Below are 17122 nucleotides of genomic sequence, written 5' to 3'. Positions count from 1 at the left end.
TCATTGTTTCAGCTTCGCTTGCCGCTTACGACGAGCTTCCGGAGCCCAGTCAAGGGCGCCCACTCGAAATAGGTAGACAAGGCCTGCCAACAGAATTGCTATGAAAACGAGAGCTTCGACGAATCCGGTCCAGCCGCTTTCGCGGACGGACACAGACCAGGCAAAGAGAAAAAGGGCTTCGATATCGAAGATCACGAACAGCATCGCGACCAGATAGAATTTGGCTGAGAGCCGCAAGCGGGCGCCACCTGTAGGTAGCATGCCGGACTCGAACGGTTCGTTTTTGCTGCGGCCCCAGGCTTTTGACCCGAGGAGGCTGGAGACGCCGAGCATGAAGGCGCAGAGGCCGACAACACCGAGGAGGAAAATGGCAAAGCCCCAGTTGTGGGCCATGAGTCCTGTCGCTTCGGTCATGCTGGAAATCCTTAACAGAGAGCAAAGGTCTCTGAGCTCGAAAAAGTAACGATGCAGTGACGATATGTCGCACTGCAATCAATCGCGGTGATTTTATGGCTAAACACCGGGCAAGTAAAATTCCTATAGCGAAATTATTTGGCGGAATAAGCACATAGTGCACCTTCTTGGGGCTGTAGCCCTTGTGGGGTGGGCATTAGCGGGCTTTTGAACAATTAAGTTTTGTTTGGTCAGTAACGAAGTTTTCATTGGCTAAATGATAATGACTATTGTTTGCGTGAGGTTTAAGCGAATGTTTCTCGTGTGGCGGGGGAAGTTGCCGTTACTTGGTTGATTGCTGCTTAGTTGTGGGTGGGGATCTTTTAACCGATTTGAATTGCGGGGATACCGCTCTGGGTCAATGTTTTGCGTGAAATCCTGAGGCTGCATGCATTCCAATGTGGTGTTTCAGGGAGCCAAAAAAAACGCCCCGAACCAGTCGGGGCGTGATTGTTGTGCGGCACTGCGGTTAGGTCTTCCTTGGGGCCGCAGTGGCCGTGTACGCGGTGCTTAGTGGAATTGCTCTTCTTCGGTCGAACCGGTCAGCGCGGTCACGGACGAGGTGCCGCCCTGGATCACGGTGGTCATGTCGTCGAAGTAGCCGGTGCCCACTTCCTGCTGGTGCGCCACAAAGGTGTAGCCTTTGGAGGCGTCAGCGAATTCCTGCTCTTGCAGCTTCACGTAGGCAGTCATGTCGTTACGGGCATAGTCGTGCGCCAGGTTGAACATGCTGTGCCACATGTTGTGGATGCCGGCCAGGGTGATGAACTGGTGCTTGTAGCCCATGGCCGACAGTTCGCGCTGGAACTTGGCGATGGTCGCGTCGTCCAGGTTCTTCTTCCAGTTGAAAGAAGGCGAGCAGTTGTAGGACAGCAGCTGGTCCGGGTATTCCTTCTTGATCGCTTCGGCGAAGCGACGGGCTTCGTCCAGGTCCGGCTTGGCGGTTTCGCACCAGATCAGGTCGGCGTACGGCGCGTAGGCCAGGCCGCGGGCGATGGCCTGGTCGAGGCCGGCGCGGACTTTATAGAAGCCTTCCTGGGTACGCTCGCCGGTCACGAATGGCTGGTCGTACGGGTCGCAGTCCGACGTCAGCAGGTCAGCAGCGTTGGCGTCGGTACGGGCCAGGATAATGGTCGGCGTACCGGCAACGTCAGCGGCCAGGCGAGCAGCGGTCAGCTTCTGCACGGCTTCCTGGGTCGGCACCAGTACCTTGCCGCCCATGTGGCCGCATTTCTTCACCGAGGCCAGCTGGTCTTCGAAGTGCACGCCGGCAGCGCCAGCCTCGATCATGCTCTTCATCAGCTCGTAGGCGTTCAGTACGCCGCCGAAACCGGCTTCGGCGTCGGCCACGATCGGCGCGAAGTAGTCGATGTAGCCTTCATCGCCCGGGCCTTTGCCGGCTTTCCACTGGATCTGGTCGGCACGACGGAACGAGTTGTTGATGCGCTTGACCACGGTTGGAACCGAATCCACCGGGTACAGCGATTGGTCGGGGTACATGGATTCGGCGGAGTTGTTGTCCGCAGCCACTTGCCAGCCGGACAGGTAGATCGCCTGGATACCGGCTTTTACCTGTTGAACTGCCTGGCCGCCAGTGAGGGCGCCCATGCAGTTGACGAAATCTTTGTCGGGACGGAAGGAAGGCTTGGCGCCCTGGGTCACCAGGTTCCACAGCTTCTCGGCGCCGAGTTTTGCAAAGGTGTGCTCGGGTTGAACCGAGCCACGCAGGCGGACGACGTCAGCAGCGGAATAAGCGCGGGTCACGCCTTTCCAGCGTGGGTTTTCAGCCCAGTCTTTCTCAAGGGCTGCAATTTGCTGTTCGCGTGTCAGTGCCATGGAAATAAACCTCGTCGCTTCTTGTTTGGAAAAACATCCGTTTTGCCGGCCGCACATTCAATGCGTGGGCAGGGCTGCTCGCTGACCAGAAGCTTAGGCGGTCATGTCGGGTCTGGCGGGGAATGCGACGGGATGAACGATCGGCTCAAGGGGAGTTGAGCAGGTAAGGGCGAACTGCGAACAGTCTTCGGGCGTCGTGGGCCTTGGTACGATCCATCAGTGTGTTGCCGGGTTACCTGGTTAGCTTCCGTCCCTCGGGACAACTTCGTTCCAGTCGCAACCTCGTCAAACACGCCTTGTGGGCGGTACAGACACGAATCGGCTCAGGTGGGTAGCTTGGAGCGGCGATCCGAAGGCCCTTGCCAGGGCCCCTGATTAGCGGGAGCGAGGCCATCATGCCCATGCTTTTTTGGATCGTCAAATGTTTTGTAGTGCTTTTTTTAAAGCACTACATCTTTAGTCTAAGACGACTCGTCAGTCAGTTTTTGGTGCTTCAGTTCAGAGTGTCGACCTTGACCCGCAGCGTCAGGTCATCGCGGCCCTGAGTAGAGTAGCTGCGGGTTGCAGAGGATTTGTCGGCCTGGGTCTGGCGATTGATGCCGGCCAGGGGGATCCATTCGCCCAGGCGCCCGCTGACGGTTGTGTCGGTGCTTTGCACGTTCACTACATCGGGACGTTCCTGGCTCATGCGGTCACGGTTGGTACTGATCGCCAGGTGGACGGTCTCGCCGGTGACGCTGGCGGTCACGTAAAAGCCCTGGGTCACGTTGCGGTACTGGGTCTGGTTTTGCGGGCGGCCATAGGCGTCGGGCTGGGTGGTGGTCAGCGGCACGCTCTGGCCCACCTGGATCAGCGCGGGCACGCCTTCGCTGGCCTGGATCTGTTGAATGCCGCCGTCGCGGCTGGCGGTGCCGTAGCTGATGATGCGGGTCTGGCTGTTGCCGGTGTTCTGCTGGTTGTTTTCGTTGGTGTCGACGGTGATCAGCAGGCGTTTGGCCGGTGTGTCCAGTTGAGCGAGCAGGGCGCGCAGGTCCTGGATCTTGCCGGGGTCGGCGTTAACGATCAGTTGGTTGCCATAGGCGCTGACGGTGCCGTCCTTGCCGATGAAATTCTGCGCCACCGGCAGCAGGTCGGCGCTGGTGCGATTGCTCAGGTTGACGACTTCGGTGTCGGCCATGGCCGATGCGCTGGCAGCCAGGAGGAGGGCGGTGAGCAGGGTGCGTAGGGACATGTCCGTTATCTCTGCGAGTCAAAGGCTGGATAGTGCCAGTTTGTCGGCCTGGCGGGTCGCAAGTTGAATCGTAGACGGCAAAATGCCCTGGCGAGGCAGGGCATTTTGGGGTGTTGCCGGGATAGCTATCGTGGGCAAGCCCCCTCTCACACTGACCGCATGCTGGCTCAAAATGTGGGAGGGGGCTTGCCCCCGATGGCAGCGACGCGGTGCCGGATCAGCCCTCGCGCACCATATCCACATGCGGAATCCCGACTTCAAGGAACTCGTCACTGACGATCTTGAAACCCAGCCGCTCATAGAACGGCGCCGCGTAGACCTGCGCACTGAGGAACTGCTTGGCTTGGCCACGTTGCTCGGCCACGCCAATCACCGCTTCCATCAGCTTGTCGCCGACCTTCAGCCCGCGCCAGTCCTTGAGCACCGACACGCGGCCGATCTCGCCGCTGGGCAGCAGGCGGGCGGTGCCAATCGGAAAGTCGCCCTCGAAGGCGAGGAAATGCACGGCATCTGCGTCGTCCGCATCCCACTCAAGCTCGGGTGGGACCGATTGTTCAGCGATAAATACCGCTTCACGAATGCGCCGAATCTCAGCGATATCCTTTTGCCAGTCCGCGACACTTACGTGAATCTTATTCATCGGCAAACCCCAGGCTCCCTTGCTTGACCAGTTCGCACAGCAGATCGCGACCGTCTTCGTCCGCGAGCCATGCACCGAGGTTTTCGGCGTGCAGGGAATCGGCCGCGCATACCAGCTTAAGCAGTTCGCGCAGCTTGCCCGGCAGGTAACGGCTCTGGCCGCTGGCGAACAGCAGCACGTCGTCGTCGACTTCGGACCACGCCAGCCGTGCGCTCGGGTTGCGTACCAGGATCGCGCCGTCTTGCAGGTGGCTGATAAAGTCCTGCTCGTCCAGTTCCTCGCCGGCCACCAGTTCCGGGTAGCGGGGCTCGGTCATGAACTGGCCGAACCAGGTCAGCAGCATGCGCTCGTCGCTCATGTGCTCGGCCAGCAGGCTCTTGAGGCGGTCGAGGGCGTCGCTCTGGATCTGGTGCGGGTCGCTGACCGGCTGTGCGTCGGCGTCGGTGTAGCGTTCTTCGTCGGTCAGGTACTGGCTGAGGAAGTCGGTGAAGTGGGTCAGCACTTCAGCGGCGCTCGGGGCGCGGAAGCCCACCGAGTAGGTCATGCAGTCGTCTTCGGCAATCCCGAAGTGCGCCAGGCGCGGCGGCAGGTAGAGCATGTCGCCCGGTTCCAGCACCCATTCGGCGCTTTCTTCGAATTCGGCGAGGATGCGCAGGTCGGCGTGCTGCAGCAGCGGGCTTTCGGAGCTGCACATCTGGCCGATTTTCCAGTTGCGCTTGCCTTGGGCTTGCAGCAGGAACACATCGTAGTTATCGAAGTGCGGGCCCACGCTGCCGCCGGGTGCGGCGAAGCTGATCATCACGTCGTCGATGCGCCAGCTTGGCAGGAAGCGAAATTGCTCCAGCAGTTCGGCCACTTCCGGCACGAACTGGTCGACGGCCTGCACCAGCAGGGTCCATTCGCGCTCGGGCAGGGTGCTGAAGGTGTCTTCGGCGAACGGGCCGCGACGCAGTTCCCATGGGCGCTCGCCGTGCTCGATCACCAGGCGCGATTCGACTTCTTCTTCCAGGGCCAGGCCGGCGAGTTCGTCGGCGTCGATCGGGCTTTCGAAATCAGGGATGGCCTGACGGATCAGCAGCGGTTTTTTCTGCCAGTAGTCGCGCAGGAATTCCCGCGCCGTGATGCCGCCCAGAAGTTGAAGAGGGATATCAGGATTCATGTGTAACCTATTGAAAAAAAGCACTTTTCAGACTGGAATAAAAACGCCCGGCGCGGCCGGGCGTCTCAAGAGGGGTTGCGCTGATCAGATGCGCTTGGCTTGCTCTACGGCGTTGCCGATGTAGTTGGCCGGGGTGAGCAGTTTCAGCTCGGCCTTGGCAGCGGCTGGCATGTCCAGGCCGTCGATGAAAGTTTGCAGTGCTTGCGGGCTGATGCCCTTGCCGCGCGTCAATTCTTTCAGCTTCTCGTAGGGGTTTTCGATGTTGTAGCGACGCATCACGGTCTGGATCGGCTCGGCCAGGACTTCCCAGCAGGCGTCCAGGTCAGCGGCGATTTTCTGCTCGTTGAGTTCCAGTTTGCTGATGCCTTTAAGGCTGGCTTCGTACGCGATCACGCTGTGAGCAAAGCCCACGCCGAGGTTGCGCAGTACGGTGGAGTCGGTCAGGTCGCGCTGCCAGCGGGAGATCGGCAACTTGCTGGCCAGGTGCTGGAACAGGGCGTTGGCGATGCCGAGGTTGCCTTCGGAGTTTTCGAAGTCGATCGGGTTGACCTTGTGCGGCATGGTCGACGAACCGATTTCACCGGCAATGGTGCGCTGCTTGAAGTAGCCCAGGGAGATGTAGCCCCAGATATCGCGATCGAAGTCGATCAGGATGGTGTTGAAGCGCGCAATGGCGTCGAACAGTTCGGCGATGTAGTCGTGCGGTTCGATCTGCGTGGTGTACGGGTTGAAGCCCAGGCCCAGCTCGTCTTCGATGAAGGCGCGGGCGTTTTCTTCCCAGTCGATTTCCGGGTAGGCGGAGATGTGTGCGTTGTAGTTGCCGACGGCGCCATTGATCTTGCCCAGCAGCGGTACGGCGGCGACTTGGGCGATCTGGCGCTCCAGGCGGTACACCACGTTGGCCAGTTCTTTACCCAGGGTAGTTGGCGAAGCCGGCTGGCCGTGGGTGCGCGACAGCATCGGTACGGCAGCAAAACGGATCGCCAGCTCGCGGATCGCTTCGGCGGTCTGGCGCATCAGCGGCAGCATCACGTCATCGCGGCCTTCGCGCAGCATCAGGGCGTGGGACAGGTTGTTGATGTCCTCGCTGGTGCAGGCAAAGTGGATGAACTCGCTGACCTGGGCCAGTTCCGGCAGCTTGGCCGCTTGCTCTTTGAGCAGGTACTCAATGGCTTTGACGTCGTGGTTGGTGGTGCGCTCGATCTCTTTCACACGCTCGGCGTGCTCCAGGGAAAAGTTTTCCGCCAGGGTGTTCAATACAGCGTTGGCCTCGGCGGAAAACGCCGGCACTTCGCTGATGGCAGAGTGAGCGGCCAGGCGCTGGAGCCAGCGCACTTCAACCAGTACACGAGCACGGATCAGGCCGTATTCGCTGAAAATAGGGCGCAGGGCCTGGGTTTTGCCGGCGTAGCGGCCGTCTACAGGGGAAACCGCAGTGAGCGAAGAAAGCTGCATGGGGTGTTCTCGGACAGTCGGGCAACGAAATGGGGCGCGTATCATACATGAAAAAATTCGCCGGTCCGTCGCCAACTGACCGGCGTATTACGCGTGAGGCTATAAAAAAGCGGGTTGCTGCGACTTATTCGTTACGCATCAACGGGTAAAGCTCTTTGAGCAATTTGCGCCGGCTGATCACCAGTTGCCAGCGATGGCCGCCCAACTGCCGCCACAACCGCGCCGAACGAATACCGGCCAGCAGCAGCGCGCGGATTTTCGAGGCATTGTTCGGTTGCTGCAGGTTGCGCATGTCGCCGTGCACCTGGATGCGCTGGCGCAAGGTGCTCAAGGTGTCCTGGTACAGCGCACCACAGGCCGCGATCACGTTTTCGTGGGCGGGGCCGAAGTGTTCTACCTGGGACTGAATTTGCGGCAGGCGCTTGCCTATGACTTCTAGCATGTCCTCGCGCTTGGCCAGTTGACGCTCAAGGCCGAGCATCGACAGGGCGTAGCGCAGCGGTTCGCGCTGCAAGGTGCTGGGGTCGCGCTCCAGGGCGCCGATCAGCGCGCGGTAACCTTCACGCAGCGCCAGGTCGTCGCCGCCGTAGACTTCCAGGGTGTCCTTGGGGTCGCGGATCAGCAGGCTGCCGAGCATGCAGGTCAGGCCCGCCTCGGTGACCTGGCCGGTCTTGGCGATTTTGTCCACCAGTACGGCGGCGAGGAACACCCCGCCGAGTGCCGTCAACTGCTCCTGGGTCGGGCTCATGCCGGGTTGCTCCAGGGCTCGGCGACTTCAATCACGCCGCCGCCCAGGCAGATTTCGCCGTCATAGAACACCACGGACTGGCCGGGGGTGACTGCGCGTTGCGGGTCATCGAACGTTGCTCGGTAGCCGCTGGCGGTTTTTTCCAGGGTGCAGGGCTGGTCGCTCTGGCGATAGCGCACCTTGGCGGTCAGGCGGCGCGGAGTGCTCAAGTCGATCGGGTTGACCCAATAGATTTCCGACGCCAGCAGCGCGCCGGAGAACAGCAGCGGGTGTTCATTGCCCTGGCCGACGATCAGCACGTTGTTTTCCAGGTCCTTGACCAGCACGTACCACGGCTCTTCGCCAGCGTCTTTCAGGCCGCCGATACCCAGGCCCTGGCGCTGGCCGATGGTGTGGTACATCAGGCCGTGGTGGCGGCCGATCACTTCACCTTCAGTGGTATGGATTTCGCCCGGTTGCGCCGGCAGGTATTGCTTGAGGAAGTCGCTGAAGCGGCGCTCGCCGATAAAGCAGATTCCGGTGGAATCCTTTTTCTTGGCGGTGGCCAGGCCGTGTTTCTCGGCGATCCGGCGCACTTCGGGTTTTTCCAGCTCTCCCACCGGGAACAGGGTCTTGGCGATCTGTTCGCCGCCGACGGCGTGCAGGAAGTAGCTCTGGTCCTTGTTCGGATCCAGGCCCTTGAGCAGTTCGGTGCGGCCATCGATATCGCGACGGCGCACGTAGTGGCCGGTTGCAATCAGGTCGGCGCCGAGGATCATGGCGTAGTCGAGGAACGCCTTGAACTTGATCTCGCGGTTACACAGGATGTCCGGGTTCGGCGTGCGACCGGCCTTGTATTCGGCCAGGAAGTGCTCGAACACGTTGTCCCAGTACTCGGCGGCAAAGTTGGCGGTGTGCAGCTTGATGCCAATCTTGTCGCAGACGGCCTGGGCGTCCGCCAGGTCGTCCATGGCGGTGCAATATTCCGTTCCATCGTCTTCTTCCCAGTTCTTCATGAACAGGCCTTCCACCTCATAACCCTGCTCCATGAGCAGAACGGCGGAAACGGAAGAATCCACGCCGCCGGACATGCCGACGATGACGCGCTTCTTTTGTGTGTCAGAAGGGGCTGGATCACGCATAGGGTTTCAACGGGTGTCTTGAAAAAGGACGCGATTCTATCAGGCTCAAGCCTTCAAGGCTAAAGAGAAGGGCGGATCAATTCGAGGCTGTGCCGCTGGCCGGCCAGATAATCATCGATACAGCGGATGATCAGCTCGCTGCGCCAGTCATCGCGCACGGCCATCAGCTCCTCGCGGGTGAGCCAGCGGGCGCGGAGGATGCCTTCGTCGAGTTGATAGTCCGGGTGGTGCTTCAGGGCTTTGGCGATAAAGCACACGCGTTGGTAGGTCACGCCATTGCTGGGGGCGGTGTAGAGGTAGAGGCCGACGATGCCGATGGCTTCGACGTCCCAGCCGGTTTCTTCGAGGGTTTCACGCACGGCGGCTTCGGTGAGGGTTTCGTGCGGGTCGAGGTGGCCGGCGGGCTGGTTGAGCACGGCGCGGCCGCCCTTGAGCTCTTCGACCATCAGGAAGCGACCGTTGTCTTCGACGATGGTGGCGACGGTGATGTGGGGTTGCCAGGTCATGGGATGCCTCGGTTCAAGTTGGGGCGCGGTCAGTGTGGGAGGGGGCTTGCTCCCGATAGCAGTATGTCAGCCAGTACATTGGAGCCTGACACTCCGCCATCGGGGGCAAGTCGAATCGTCGCACCGCCCCTCCCACATTTTGATTTGGTTTCTTCAGTTGGATCTCGCAAACAGAAACCCCGGCACGGGGCCGGGGCTTCTTTGCATCCTTACAACCTTACTTCAACTTGGCAATTGCCGCGTTGAGGGTGTTGCTTGGGCGCATGGCTTTGCTGGTCAGCTCCGGGTTCGGCGCGTAGTAGCCGCCGATGTCCACGGGCTTGCCCTGTACGGCGTTGAGTTCGGCAACGATGGTTGCTTCGTTCGCGGTCAGGGTCTTGGCCAGTTCGCCGAACTGCGCTTGCAGTGCAGTGTCTTCGGTCTGGGCGGCCAGGGCTTGAGCCCAGTACAGCGCCAGGTAGAAGTGGCTGCCGCGGTTGTCGATGTTGCCGACTTTGCGCGATGGCGACTTGTTGTTGTCGAGGAACTGGCCGGTGGCCTGGTCCAGGGTCTTGGACAGTACCAGGGCTTTCGGGTTGTTGTAAGTAACACCCAAATGCTCAAGGGAAGCGGCCAGGGCCAGGAACTCGCCCAGGGAATCCCAGCGCAGGAAGTTCTCTTCAACCAGTTGCTGTACGTGCTTGGGAGCCGAACCGCCGGCGCCGGTTTCGAACAGGCCACCGCCGTTCATCAGCGGTACGATCGACAGCATCTTGGCGCTGGTGCCCAGCTCCATGATCGGGAACAGGTCGGTCAGGTAGTCGCGCAGTACGTTACCGGTCACCGAGATGGTGTCCAGGCCCTTGCGGGTGCGCTCCAGGGTGAACTTCATCGCGTCGACCGGCGACATGATGCGGATGTCCAGGCCCTCGGTGTTGTGGTCTTTCAGGTAAGCCTGAACTTTTTCGACCACTACACCGTCGTGAGCGCGCTGTGGGTCCAGCCAGAAAATGGCTGGGGTGTTGCTGGCGCGGGCACGGTTGACGGCCAGTTTGACCCAGTCCTGGATCGGCGCGTCTTTGGTCTGGCACATGCGGAAGATGTCGCCGGCTTCGACTTTCTGTTCCATCAGCAGGTTGCCCTTGCTGTCGGTGACGCGTACTACGCCGTCAGCCTTGATCTGGAAGGTCTTGTCGTGGGAGCCGTACTCTTCGGCTTTCTTGGCCATCAGGCCAACGTTTGGCACGCTGCCCATGGTGGTCGGGTCGAAAGCGCCATTGGCCTTGCAGTCTTCGATGACCGCTTGGTAGATGGTGGCGTAGCAGCGATCCGGGATCACAGCCTTGGTGTCGTGCAGCTGGCCATCGGTGCCCCACATCTTGCCGGAGTCACGGATCATGGCCGGCATCGAGGCGTCGACGATCACGTCGCTCGGCACGTGCAGGTTGGTGATGCCTTTGTCGGAGTTGACCATCGCCAGCGATGGGCGAGCGGCGTAGACCGCCTGGATGTCAGCTTCGATCTGCGCTTGCTGGTCGGCCGGCAGGGCCTTGATGCGCGCGTACAGGTCGCCGATGCCGTTGTTCAGGTTAAAGCCGATCTGTTCCAGCACGGTAGCGTGCTTGGCCAGGGCGTCTTTATAGAACTCGGCAACGATCTGGCCGAACATGATCGGGTCGGAGACCTTCATCATGGTGGCTTTCAGGTGCACCGACAGCAGCACGCCTTGTTTCTTGGCGTCTTCGATTTCAGCGGCGATGAAGCTGCGCAGGGCTTTTTTGCTCAGTACGGCGGTGTCGATGATTTCGCCGGCCTGAACCGAAGTCTTTTCCTTCAGGACAGTGGCGGTGCCGTCTTGAGCGATAAGCTCGATTTTGACCGCATCAGCGGCTTCGATCTGTACAGCTTTTTCGCTGCCGTAGAAGTCGCCATTGCTCATGTGAGCGATGTGGGACTTGGAGTCTGCAGCCCAGGCGCCCATTTTGTGCGGGTGCTTGCGCGCATAGTTCTTGACCGACAGCGGTGCGCGGCGGTCGGAGTTGCCTTCGCGCAGTACCGGGTTCACGGCGCTGCCCTTGACCTTGTCATAACGTGCACGGGTTTCTTTTTCCGCGTCGGTGGTTACGGTTTCCGGGTAGTCCGGCAGGGCGTAGCCCTGGGCCTGCAGTTCCTTGATCGCGGCTTGCAGCTGCGGGGTCGAGGCGCTGATGTTAGGCAGCTTGATGATGTTGGCTTCAGGCGTAACGGCCAGGTCGCCCAGTTCGGCGAGGTGGTCCGGGATAGCCTTGGCGCCCAGTTGCTCGGGGAAGCTTGCGAGGATGCGCGCGGCCAGGGAAATGTCGCGGGTTTCCACGGCAATATCAGCGGAAGCGGTGAAGGCCTCTACGATAGGCAGCAGTGAATAGGTGGCGAGGGCTGGGGCTTCGTCGGTGAAGGTGTAGATGATCTTCGAGCGGGTGGGCATATTCGGATTAACTCTCTTCTTTGCTGAAAGCGTGCGCGGAAACTCGAGATGCGCCGGGTGGAGCGCGTTCGTTCAAAGTCATCCATGAGCGAAATGTCGAGGTTTCTTCGCGGTGATGTTGGGTTGCATCAGTCGAGCGTCAAGCGTTTGGACTATTGTAATAGTCCTGCTTTCTGGCTGAAGGCTACTGTCTAGAGCGGTCAGCCGTCGTGACTCTTTGGTCAGCGGCGGCATTATACATAGGTCGCTATGCTTACGCCGAGCCTTCATACAAAAGGTGTGTCGTCCATTGGTCTAAAGGTCGCAGGTGAGAAGGTTGTGCCTGAAGCGGCACGATGTGCTCAAGATTGGCGATTTTGCCTTTGCTTTCAGGCTTGTAGGCGACAAATTATGCTGTTTTCGATGCAAGTGAGCATGGCGTGAGGTTTCAGTCGCCATTTATCTGGAGTAGGCTCGAACGCAGCCAGATGTTCAATCCATAGATGGAGTTCAGCATGGGATACAAGAAGATTCAGGTTCCGGCAGTCGGCGACAAAATCACCGTCAATGCAGACCATTCTCTCAATGTTCCTGACCAACCGATCATCCCCTACATCGAAGGTGACGGTATTGGCGTCGACATCAGCCCTGTGATGATCAAGGTGGTCGACGCAGCTGTTGAAAAGGCCTACGGCGGCAAGCGCAAAATCTCTTGGATGGAGGTGTATGCCGGCGAGAAGGCCACTCAAGTCTACGACCAGGACACCTGGCTGCCCCAGGAAACCCTGGATGCAGTCAAGGATTACGTAGTGTCCATCAAGGGCCCGCTGACCACCCCGGTCGGTGGTGGCATCCGTTCGCTGAACGTGGCCCTGCGCCAACAACTCGACCTGTACGTGTGCCTGCGTCCGGTGCGCTGGTTTGAAGGCGTTCCCAGCCCGGTCAAGAAGCCTGGCGACGTGGACATGACCATCTTCCGTGAAAACTCCGAAGACATTTACGCCGGGATCGAGTGGAAAGCCGGCTCGCCGGAAGCGATCAAGGTAATCAAGTTCCTGAAAGAAGAAATGGGCGTTACCAAGATCCGTTTCGACCAGGACTGCGGGATTGGCGTCAAGCCGGTCTCGAAAGAAGGCACCAAGCGCTTGGCGCGCAAAGCCTTGCAATATGTAGTGGATAACGACCGCGAGTCGCTGACCATCGTGCACAAAGGCAACATCATGAAGTTCACCGAGGGTGCCTTCAAGGAGTGGGCGTACGAAGTGGCGGCTGAAGAGTTCGGCGCGACCTTGCTCGATGGCGGGCCCTGGATGCAATTCAAGAACCCCAGGACCGGCAGGAATGTGGTGGTAAAAGATGCGATTGCCGATGCCATGCTCCAGCAGATCCTGCTGCGCCCGGCTGAATATGACGTGATCGCGACCCTCAACCTCAACGGTGACTACCTGTCCGACGCGTTGGCGGCAGAGGTGGGTGGCATCGGGATTGCGCCGGGGGCCAACCTGTCCGACACCGTGGCGATGTTCGAGGCGACCCACGGCACTGCACCCAAATATGCGGGCAAGGATCAGGTCAACCCGGGCTCGTTAATTTTGTCGGCGGAAATGATGCTGCGCCACATGGGCTGGGTCGAAGCGGCGGACCTGATTATCAAGGGTACCAATGGGGCGATTTCGGCCAAGACCGTGACCTATGACTTCGAGCGCCTGATGGAGGGTGCGACGTTGGTGTCGTCGTCCGGTTTTGGTGATGCACTGATCGCGCATATGTGAGTCGGTCGCGATAAAAAAACTGGCCATTCTGATAACAGGATGGCCAGTTTTTTTTGCGTGGTATTTGCTCGAAAGCTGATCAGGCCGTGATGCTCTTTTTTGAATGGGGCGCGTGATCTGTCTCAGACTTCTTTTCATGTGTCACTTCGTTGGTTTTTCCGATTTCGGCCACGTTAGGTGCACAGATTGCGACAGCATGCAGCCCCTTGGGGCCCTGAATGATTTCAAACTCCACCGCTTGGCCCGCTCTCAGCGTTTTATATCCATCCATTTGGATTGCTGAAAAATGCGCAAAAAGGTCTTCGGTTTTCCCGTCCTCAATAATAAAGCCATATCCCTTGGCATTATTGAACCATTTGACTTTGCCACTGATCTTGACGCCAGACATACCCATATCCCTCTGCACCAGACTCCATCACTGGAGTATCATCCAGTTTATCCGTCCTAACCCGAATAAATTAAGGTTGACTGCGCGGACCTTTTTTACCCACTGTGGGTTCTATTGGTTGTAACACCGTTTCGCCGATAGTCAAGGCGACCAGACGGTCAGAGATTGAAAATCTGACAGGTCGCCCCCATCACCGTATTTGAACCACTGACGAACCATTCTTTCCATGCATGCAAACAGCCAGATTCGACTAACATTCAATCAGGATCGACCGGATCACGAACACGATGACGACGGTTCTGCAGGCATTGCTGTTCAGGAGGCCAAGCCTGCTTTACAGGCGCCGCCGATGTACAAGGTGGTTTTGTTCAATGATGACTACACACCGATGGATTTCGTGGTCGAAGTACTCGAGGTGTTTTTTAACCTGAACCGCGAGTTGGCGACCAAGGTAATGCTGGCCGTTCACACAGAAGGACGTGCAGTATGTGGAGTGTTTACCCGCGACATCGCCGAGACAAAGGCCATGCAGGTCAACCAGTACGCCAGGGAAAGCCAGCATCCGCTACTCTGTGAAATCGAGAAGGACGGTTAACGCCGACCACTTGGGTATGAGGTGAAGCTATGTTAAACCGCGAGCTCGAAGTCACCCTCAATCTTGCCTTCAAGGAGGCCCGTTCGAAGCGTCATGAGTTCATGACCGTCGAGCACCTGCTGCTGGCACTTTTGGATAACGAAGCTGCCGCCACCGTTCTACGAGCGTGCGGCGCCAACCTCGACAAACTCAAGCATGACCTGCAGGAGTTTATCGACTCCACCACGCCACTGATCCCCGTGCATGACGAGGACCGCGAAACCCAGCCAACCCTGGGCTTCCAGCGGGTATTGCAGCGTGCTGTTTTCCACGTACAGAGCTCCGGCAAGCGTGAGGTCACAGGCGCCAATGTGCTTGTGGCGATCTTCAGCGAACAGGAAAGCCAGGCCGTGTTCCTGCTCAAGCAGCAGAGCGTTGCCCGTATTGATGTGGTCAATTACATCGCCCACGGTATTTCCAAGGTGCCGGGGCACGGCGATCATTCGGAAGGGGAGCAGGATATGCAGGATGAAGAGGGCGGTGAGTCTTCTTCTTCGGGCAATCCACTGGATGCCTATGCCAGTAACCTTAACGAGCTGGCGCGCCAGGGGCGGATCGATCCGCTGGTGGGGCGTGAGCTTGAGGTTGAGCGCGTAGCGCAGATCCTCGCGCGTCGTCGCAAGAACAACCCGTTGCTGGTGGGTGAGGCGGGCGTGGGTAAAACCGCGATTGCCGAAGGCCTGGCCAAGCGCATCGTGGACAACCAGGTGCCTGACCTGCTGGCCAGCAGCGTCGTCTATTCCCTTGACCTGGGCGCCTTGCTCGCCGGGACCAAGTACCGTGGCGATTTCGAGAAGCGCTTCAAAGCGTTGCTCGGCGAGCTGAAAAAACGCCCGCAGGCCATTTTGTTTATCGACGAAATTCACACCATCATTGGCGCCGGTGCGGCGTCCGGTGGGGTGATGGACGCCTCCAACCTGCTCAAGCCGTTGCTATCCTCGGGTGATATCCGTTGCATCGGTTCGACCACGTTCCAGGAATTTCGCGGCATCTTTGAAAAAGACCGTGCCCTGGCGCGCCGTTTCCAGAAGGTCGACGTGTCCGAGCCTTCGGTTGAAGACACCATCGGCATCCTGCGCGGGCTCAAGGGGCGCTTCGAGGCGCACCACGGCATCGAGTACACCGATGAGGCCCTGCGTTCAGCTGCCGAGCTGGCGTCGCGCTACATCAATGATCGACACATGCCGGACAAGGCCATCGACGTGATCGACGAGGCGGGTGCCTACCAGCGGCTGCAGCCGGTCGAGAAGCGTGTGAAGCGCATTGACGTGCCTCAAGTCGAGGACATCGTGGCGAAGATTGCGCGGATTCCGCCTAAGCACGTCAACAGTTCCGATAAGGAACTGCTGCGTAACCTGGAGCGTGATCTCAAGTTGACCGTGTTCGGTCAGGATGCGGCCATCGACGCGCTGTCCACCGCGATCAAATTGTCGCGTGCGGGCCTCAAGTCGCCGGACAAGCCCGTCGGTTCGTTCCTGTTCGCAGGCCCTACCGGCGTCGGCAAGACCGAAGCGGCGCGGCAGTTGGCCAAGGCCATGGGCATTGAGCTGGTGCGTTTCGACATGTCGGAGTACATGGAGCGTCACACCGTGTCGCGCCTGATCGGTGCGCCGCCGGGTTATGTCGGTTTCGACCAGGGCGGTCTGCTGACCGAGGCGATCACCAAGCAGCCGCACTGCGTATTGCTGCTCGATGAAATCGAGAAGGCCCACCCGGAAGTCTTCAACCTGCTGTTGCAGGTGATGGACCACGGCACCCTGACCGACAACAACGGGCGCAAAGCGGACTTCCGCAACGTGATCGTGATCATGACCACCAACGCCGGTGCCGAAACGGCCGCGCGGGCCTCGATCGGCTTCAGCCATCAGGATCACTCTTCCGATGCCATGGAAGTGATCAAGAAGAGCTTTACGCCGGAGTTTCGTAATCGCCTGGACACCATTATCCAGTTTGGTCGCCTCAGCCATGAGGTCATCAAAAGCGTGGTGGACAAGTTCCTTACCGAGCTTCAGGCGCAGTTGGAAGACAAGCGCGTACAGCTGGAAGTAACGGACGCGGCACGCAGTTGGCTGGCCGAAGGTGGCTACGATGCGGCAATGGGCGCACGCCCGATGGCGCGTCTGATCCAGGACAAGATCAAGCGGCCATTGGCCGAAGAGATCCTGTTTGGCGAGCTGTCCGACCATGGTGGCGTGGTGCATATCGACCTGAAGGATGGCGAGCTGACCTTCGAGTTCGAAACCACGGCAGAAATGGCCTGATTAATAGCTGTAAAAAAATGTGGGAGGGGGCTTGCCCCCGATAGCAGTGCTTCAGTCGCTTCATGAGTGACTGGTACACCGCCATCGGGGGCAAGCCTCCTCCCACATTGTTTTGTGATGGTGGAAAAATAGCACACACACACAAAAACGCCCGGCATAACCGGGCGTCTTGTATTGACTTGCTTAACGAGCGCGGTAAGTGATGCGCCCTTTGCTCAAGTCATAGGGCGTCAGCTCGACGCGCACTTTGTCGCCGGTAAGAATACGAATGTAGTTCTTGCGCATCTTGCCGGAGATATGCGCGGTTACGACGTGCCCATTTTCCAACTCCACACGAAACATGGTGTTGGGCAGGGTGTCGACGACAGTGCCTTCCATTTCGAAGCTGTCTTCTTTCGACATGCAGTAAAGCCCTCGGTATCCAGTGAATGGCCCGGTGCAACTGCGCCAGGCAAAAGCGGCGTGCATTGTGCCCGAAAAAGGGTGTTTAAGCCAA

15 protein-coding genes are annotated in these 17122 nt (G+C 59.2%); 3 read left to right on the top strand and 12 right to left on the bottom strand.

All coding sequences use genetic code 11. The annotated features are described in order from the left end of the window. From AC0IYH_RS05210 to AC0IYH_RS05165, 10 genes are all read right to left on the bottom strand, one after another. Complete coding sequence (locus tag AC0IYH_RS05210) at positions 1–414, bottom strand: NADH-quinone oxidoreductase subunit A (RefSeq protein ID WP_003219575.1); 414 nt, start codon at positions 412–414, stop codon at positions 1–3. 549 nt (positions 415–963) lie between these two features. Next, entirely contained in the window at positions 964–2289 is a 1326-nt protein-coding gene (gene aceA, locus AC0IYH_RS05205) for an isocitrate lyase (protein WP_010458877.1), read from the bottom strand. Positions 2290–2782: 493 nt separating this feature from the next. Continuing rightward, positions 2783–3520: a secretin N-terminal domain-containing protein gene (locus AC0IYH_RS05200; RefSeq protein WP_116629777.1), complete on the bottom strand. Its 738-nt coding sequence runs from the start codon at positions 3518–3520 to the stop codon at positions 2783–2785. Positions 3521–3737: 217 nt separating this feature from the next. Continuing rightward, positions 3738–4160, bottom strand: coding sequence for a GNAT family N-acetyltransferase (locus AC0IYH_RS05195; RefSeq protein ID WP_101271725.1), 423 nt, complete (start codon positions 4158–4160; stop codon positions 3738–3740). After that, the gene (locus AC0IYH_RS05190; protein WP_116629776.1) at positions 4153–5319 is read right to left on the bottom strand and encodes a cupin domain-containing protein; all 1167 of its coding nucleotides are present in this window, start codon (positions 5317–5319) and stop codon (positions 4153–4155) included. Before AC0IYH_RS05190 ends, AC0IYH_RS05195 begins: the two co-directional genes overlap by 8 nt. Before the next feature lie 84 nt (positions 5320–5403). After that, positions 5404–6774 carry an adenylosuccinate lyase gene (gene purB / locus AC0IYH_RS05185; protein WP_116629775.1) on the bottom strand — a complete coding sequence of 457 codons (1371 nt, stop codon included), beginning with the start codon at positions 6772–6774 and terminating at the stop codon, positions 5404–5406. Between the two features lie 124 nt (positions 6775–6898). After that, on the bottom strand, positions 6899–7522 hold the full coding sequence (gene hflD, locus AC0IYH_RS05180; RefSeq protein ID WP_058425015.1) for a high frequency lysogenization protein HflD: 624 nt from the start codon (positions 7520–7522) through the stop codon (positions 6899–6901). Next, entirely contained in the window at positions 7519–8643 is a 1125-nt protein-coding gene (mnmA, locus tag AC0IYH_RS05175; protein WP_471833138.1) for a tRNA 2-thiouridine(34) synthase MnmA, read from the bottom strand. Before mnmA ends, hflD begins: the two co-directional genes overlap by 4 nt. Positions 8644–8702: 59 nt before the next feature. After that, complete coding sequence (locus AC0IYH_RS05170; protein ID WP_122771672.1) at positions 8703–9149, bottom strand: NUDIX hydrolase; 447 nt, start codon at positions 9147–9149, stop codon at positions 8703–8705. Between the two features lie 217 nt (positions 9150–9366). Beyond that, positions 9367–11592: an NADP-dependent isocitrate dehydrogenase gene (locus AC0IYH_RS05165; RefSeq protein ID WP_471833137.1), complete on the bottom strand. Its 2226-nt coding sequence runs from the start codon at positions 11590–11592 to the stop codon at positions 9367–9369. Between the two features lie 494 nt (positions 11593–12086). On the opposite strand from AC0IYH_RS05165, the gene icd reads away from it, so the two are divergent. Beyond that, the gene (icd, locus tag AC0IYH_RS05160) at positions 12087–13343 is read left to right on the top strand and encodes an NADP-dependent isocitrate dehydrogenase (RefSeq protein ID WP_116629862.1); all 1257 of its coding nucleotides are present in this window, start codon (positions 12087–12089) and stop codon (positions 13341–13343) included. A 79-nt stretch (positions 13344–13422) separates the two neighbouring features. Here icd and cspD read toward each other — a convergent pair whose 3' ends face one another. Next, complete coding sequence (cspD, locus tag AC0IYH_RS05155) at positions 13423–13731, bottom strand: cold shock domain-containing protein CspD (RefSeq protein WP_471833136.1); 309 nt, start codon at positions 13729–13731, stop codon at positions 13423–13425. A gap of 226 nt (positions 13732–13957) precedes the next feature. On the opposite strand from cspD, the gene clpS reads away from it, so the two are divergent. Then, the gene (gene clpS, locus AC0IYH_RS05150) at positions 13958–14326 is read left to right on the top strand and encodes an ATP-dependent Clp protease adapter ClpS (RefSeq protein ID WP_101271708.1); all 369 of its coding nucleotides are present in this window, start codon (positions 13958–13960) and stop codon (positions 14324–14326) included. A gap of 29 nt (positions 14327–14355) precedes the next feature. Further along, positions 14356–16626 carry an ATP-dependent Clp protease ATP-binding subunit ClpA gene (clpA, locus tag AC0IYH_RS05145; protein WP_116629771.1) on the top strand — a complete coding sequence of 757 codons (2271 nt, stop codon included), beginning with the start codon at positions 14356–14358 and terminating at the stop codon, positions 16624–16626. 183 nt (positions 16627–16809) lie between these two features. On the opposite strand, the gene infA is transcribed toward clpA, so the two are convergent. Next, positions 16810–17028 (bottom strand): translation initiation factor IF-1, encoded by a 219-nt coding sequence (gene infA, locus AC0IYH_RS05140; protein ID WP_002553999.1) that lies wholly within the window; start codon positions 17026–17028, stop codon positions 16810–16812. Between the last annotated feature and the right edge of the window lie 94 nt (positions 17029–17122).

The organism is Pseudomonas sp. AC463, from assembly GCF_979253585.1.
Note: the sequence above shows the minus strand (reverse complement) of the source record. Positions and strands in the feature narration are given on the sequence as shown.

Coding starts and splice junctions, on each gene's coding strand:
- AC0IYH_RS05210 (WP_003219575.1), bottom strand. CDS start 414: ATGACCGAAGCGACAGGACTCATGGCCCACAACTGGGGCTTTGCCATT.
- aceA (WP_010458877.1), bottom strand. CDS start 2,289: ATGGCACTGACACGCGAACAGCAAATTGCAGCCCTTGAGAAAGACTGG.
- AC0IYH_RS05200 (WP_116629777.1), bottom strand. CDS start 3,520: ATGTCCCTACGCACCCTGCTCACCGCCCTCCTCCTGGCTGCCAGCGCA.
- AC0IYH_RS05195 (WP_101271725.1), bottom strand. CDS start 4,160: ATGAATAAGATTCACGTAAGTGTCGCGGACTGGCAAAAGGATATCGCT.
- AC0IYH_RS05190 (WP_116629776.1), bottom strand. CDS start 5,319: ATGAATCCTGATATCCCTCTTCAACTTCTGGGCGGCATCACGGCGCGG.
- purB (WP_116629775.1), bottom strand. CDS start 6,774: ATGCAGCTTTCTTCGCTCACTGCGGTTTCCCCTGTAGACGGCCGCTAC.
- hflD (WP_058425015.1), bottom strand. CDS start 7,522: ATGAGCCCGACCCAGGAGCAGTTGACGGCACTCGGCGGGGTGTTCCTC.
- mnmA (WP_471833138.1), bottom strand. CDS start 8,643: ATGCGTGATCCAGCCCCTTCTGACACACAAAAGAAGCGCGTCATCGTC.
- AC0IYH_RS05170 (WP_122771672.1), bottom strand. CDS start 9,149: ATGACCTGGCAACCCCACATCACCGTCGCCACCATCGTCGAAGACAAC.
- AC0IYH_RS05165 (WP_471833137.1), bottom strand. CDS start 11,592: ATGCCCACCCGCTCGAAGATCATCTACACCTTCACCGACGAAGCCCCA.
- icd (WP_116629862.1), top strand. CDS start 12,087: ATGGGATACAAGAAGATTCAGGTTCCGGCAGTCGGCGACAAAATCACC.
- cspD (WP_471833136.1), bottom strand. CDS start 13,731: ATGTCTGGCGTCAAGATCAGTGGCAAAGTCAAATGGTTCAATAATGCC.
- clpS (WP_101271708.1), top strand. CDS start 13,958: ATGCATGCAAACAGCCAGATTCGACTAACATTCAATCAGGATCGACCG.
- clpA (WP_116629771.1), top strand. CDS start 14,356: ATGTTAAACCGCGAGCTCGAAGTCACCCTCAATCTTGCCTTCAAGGAG.
- infA (WP_002553999.1), bottom strand. CDS start 17,028: ATGTCGAAAGAAGACAGCTTCGAAATGGAAGGCACTGTCGTCGACACC.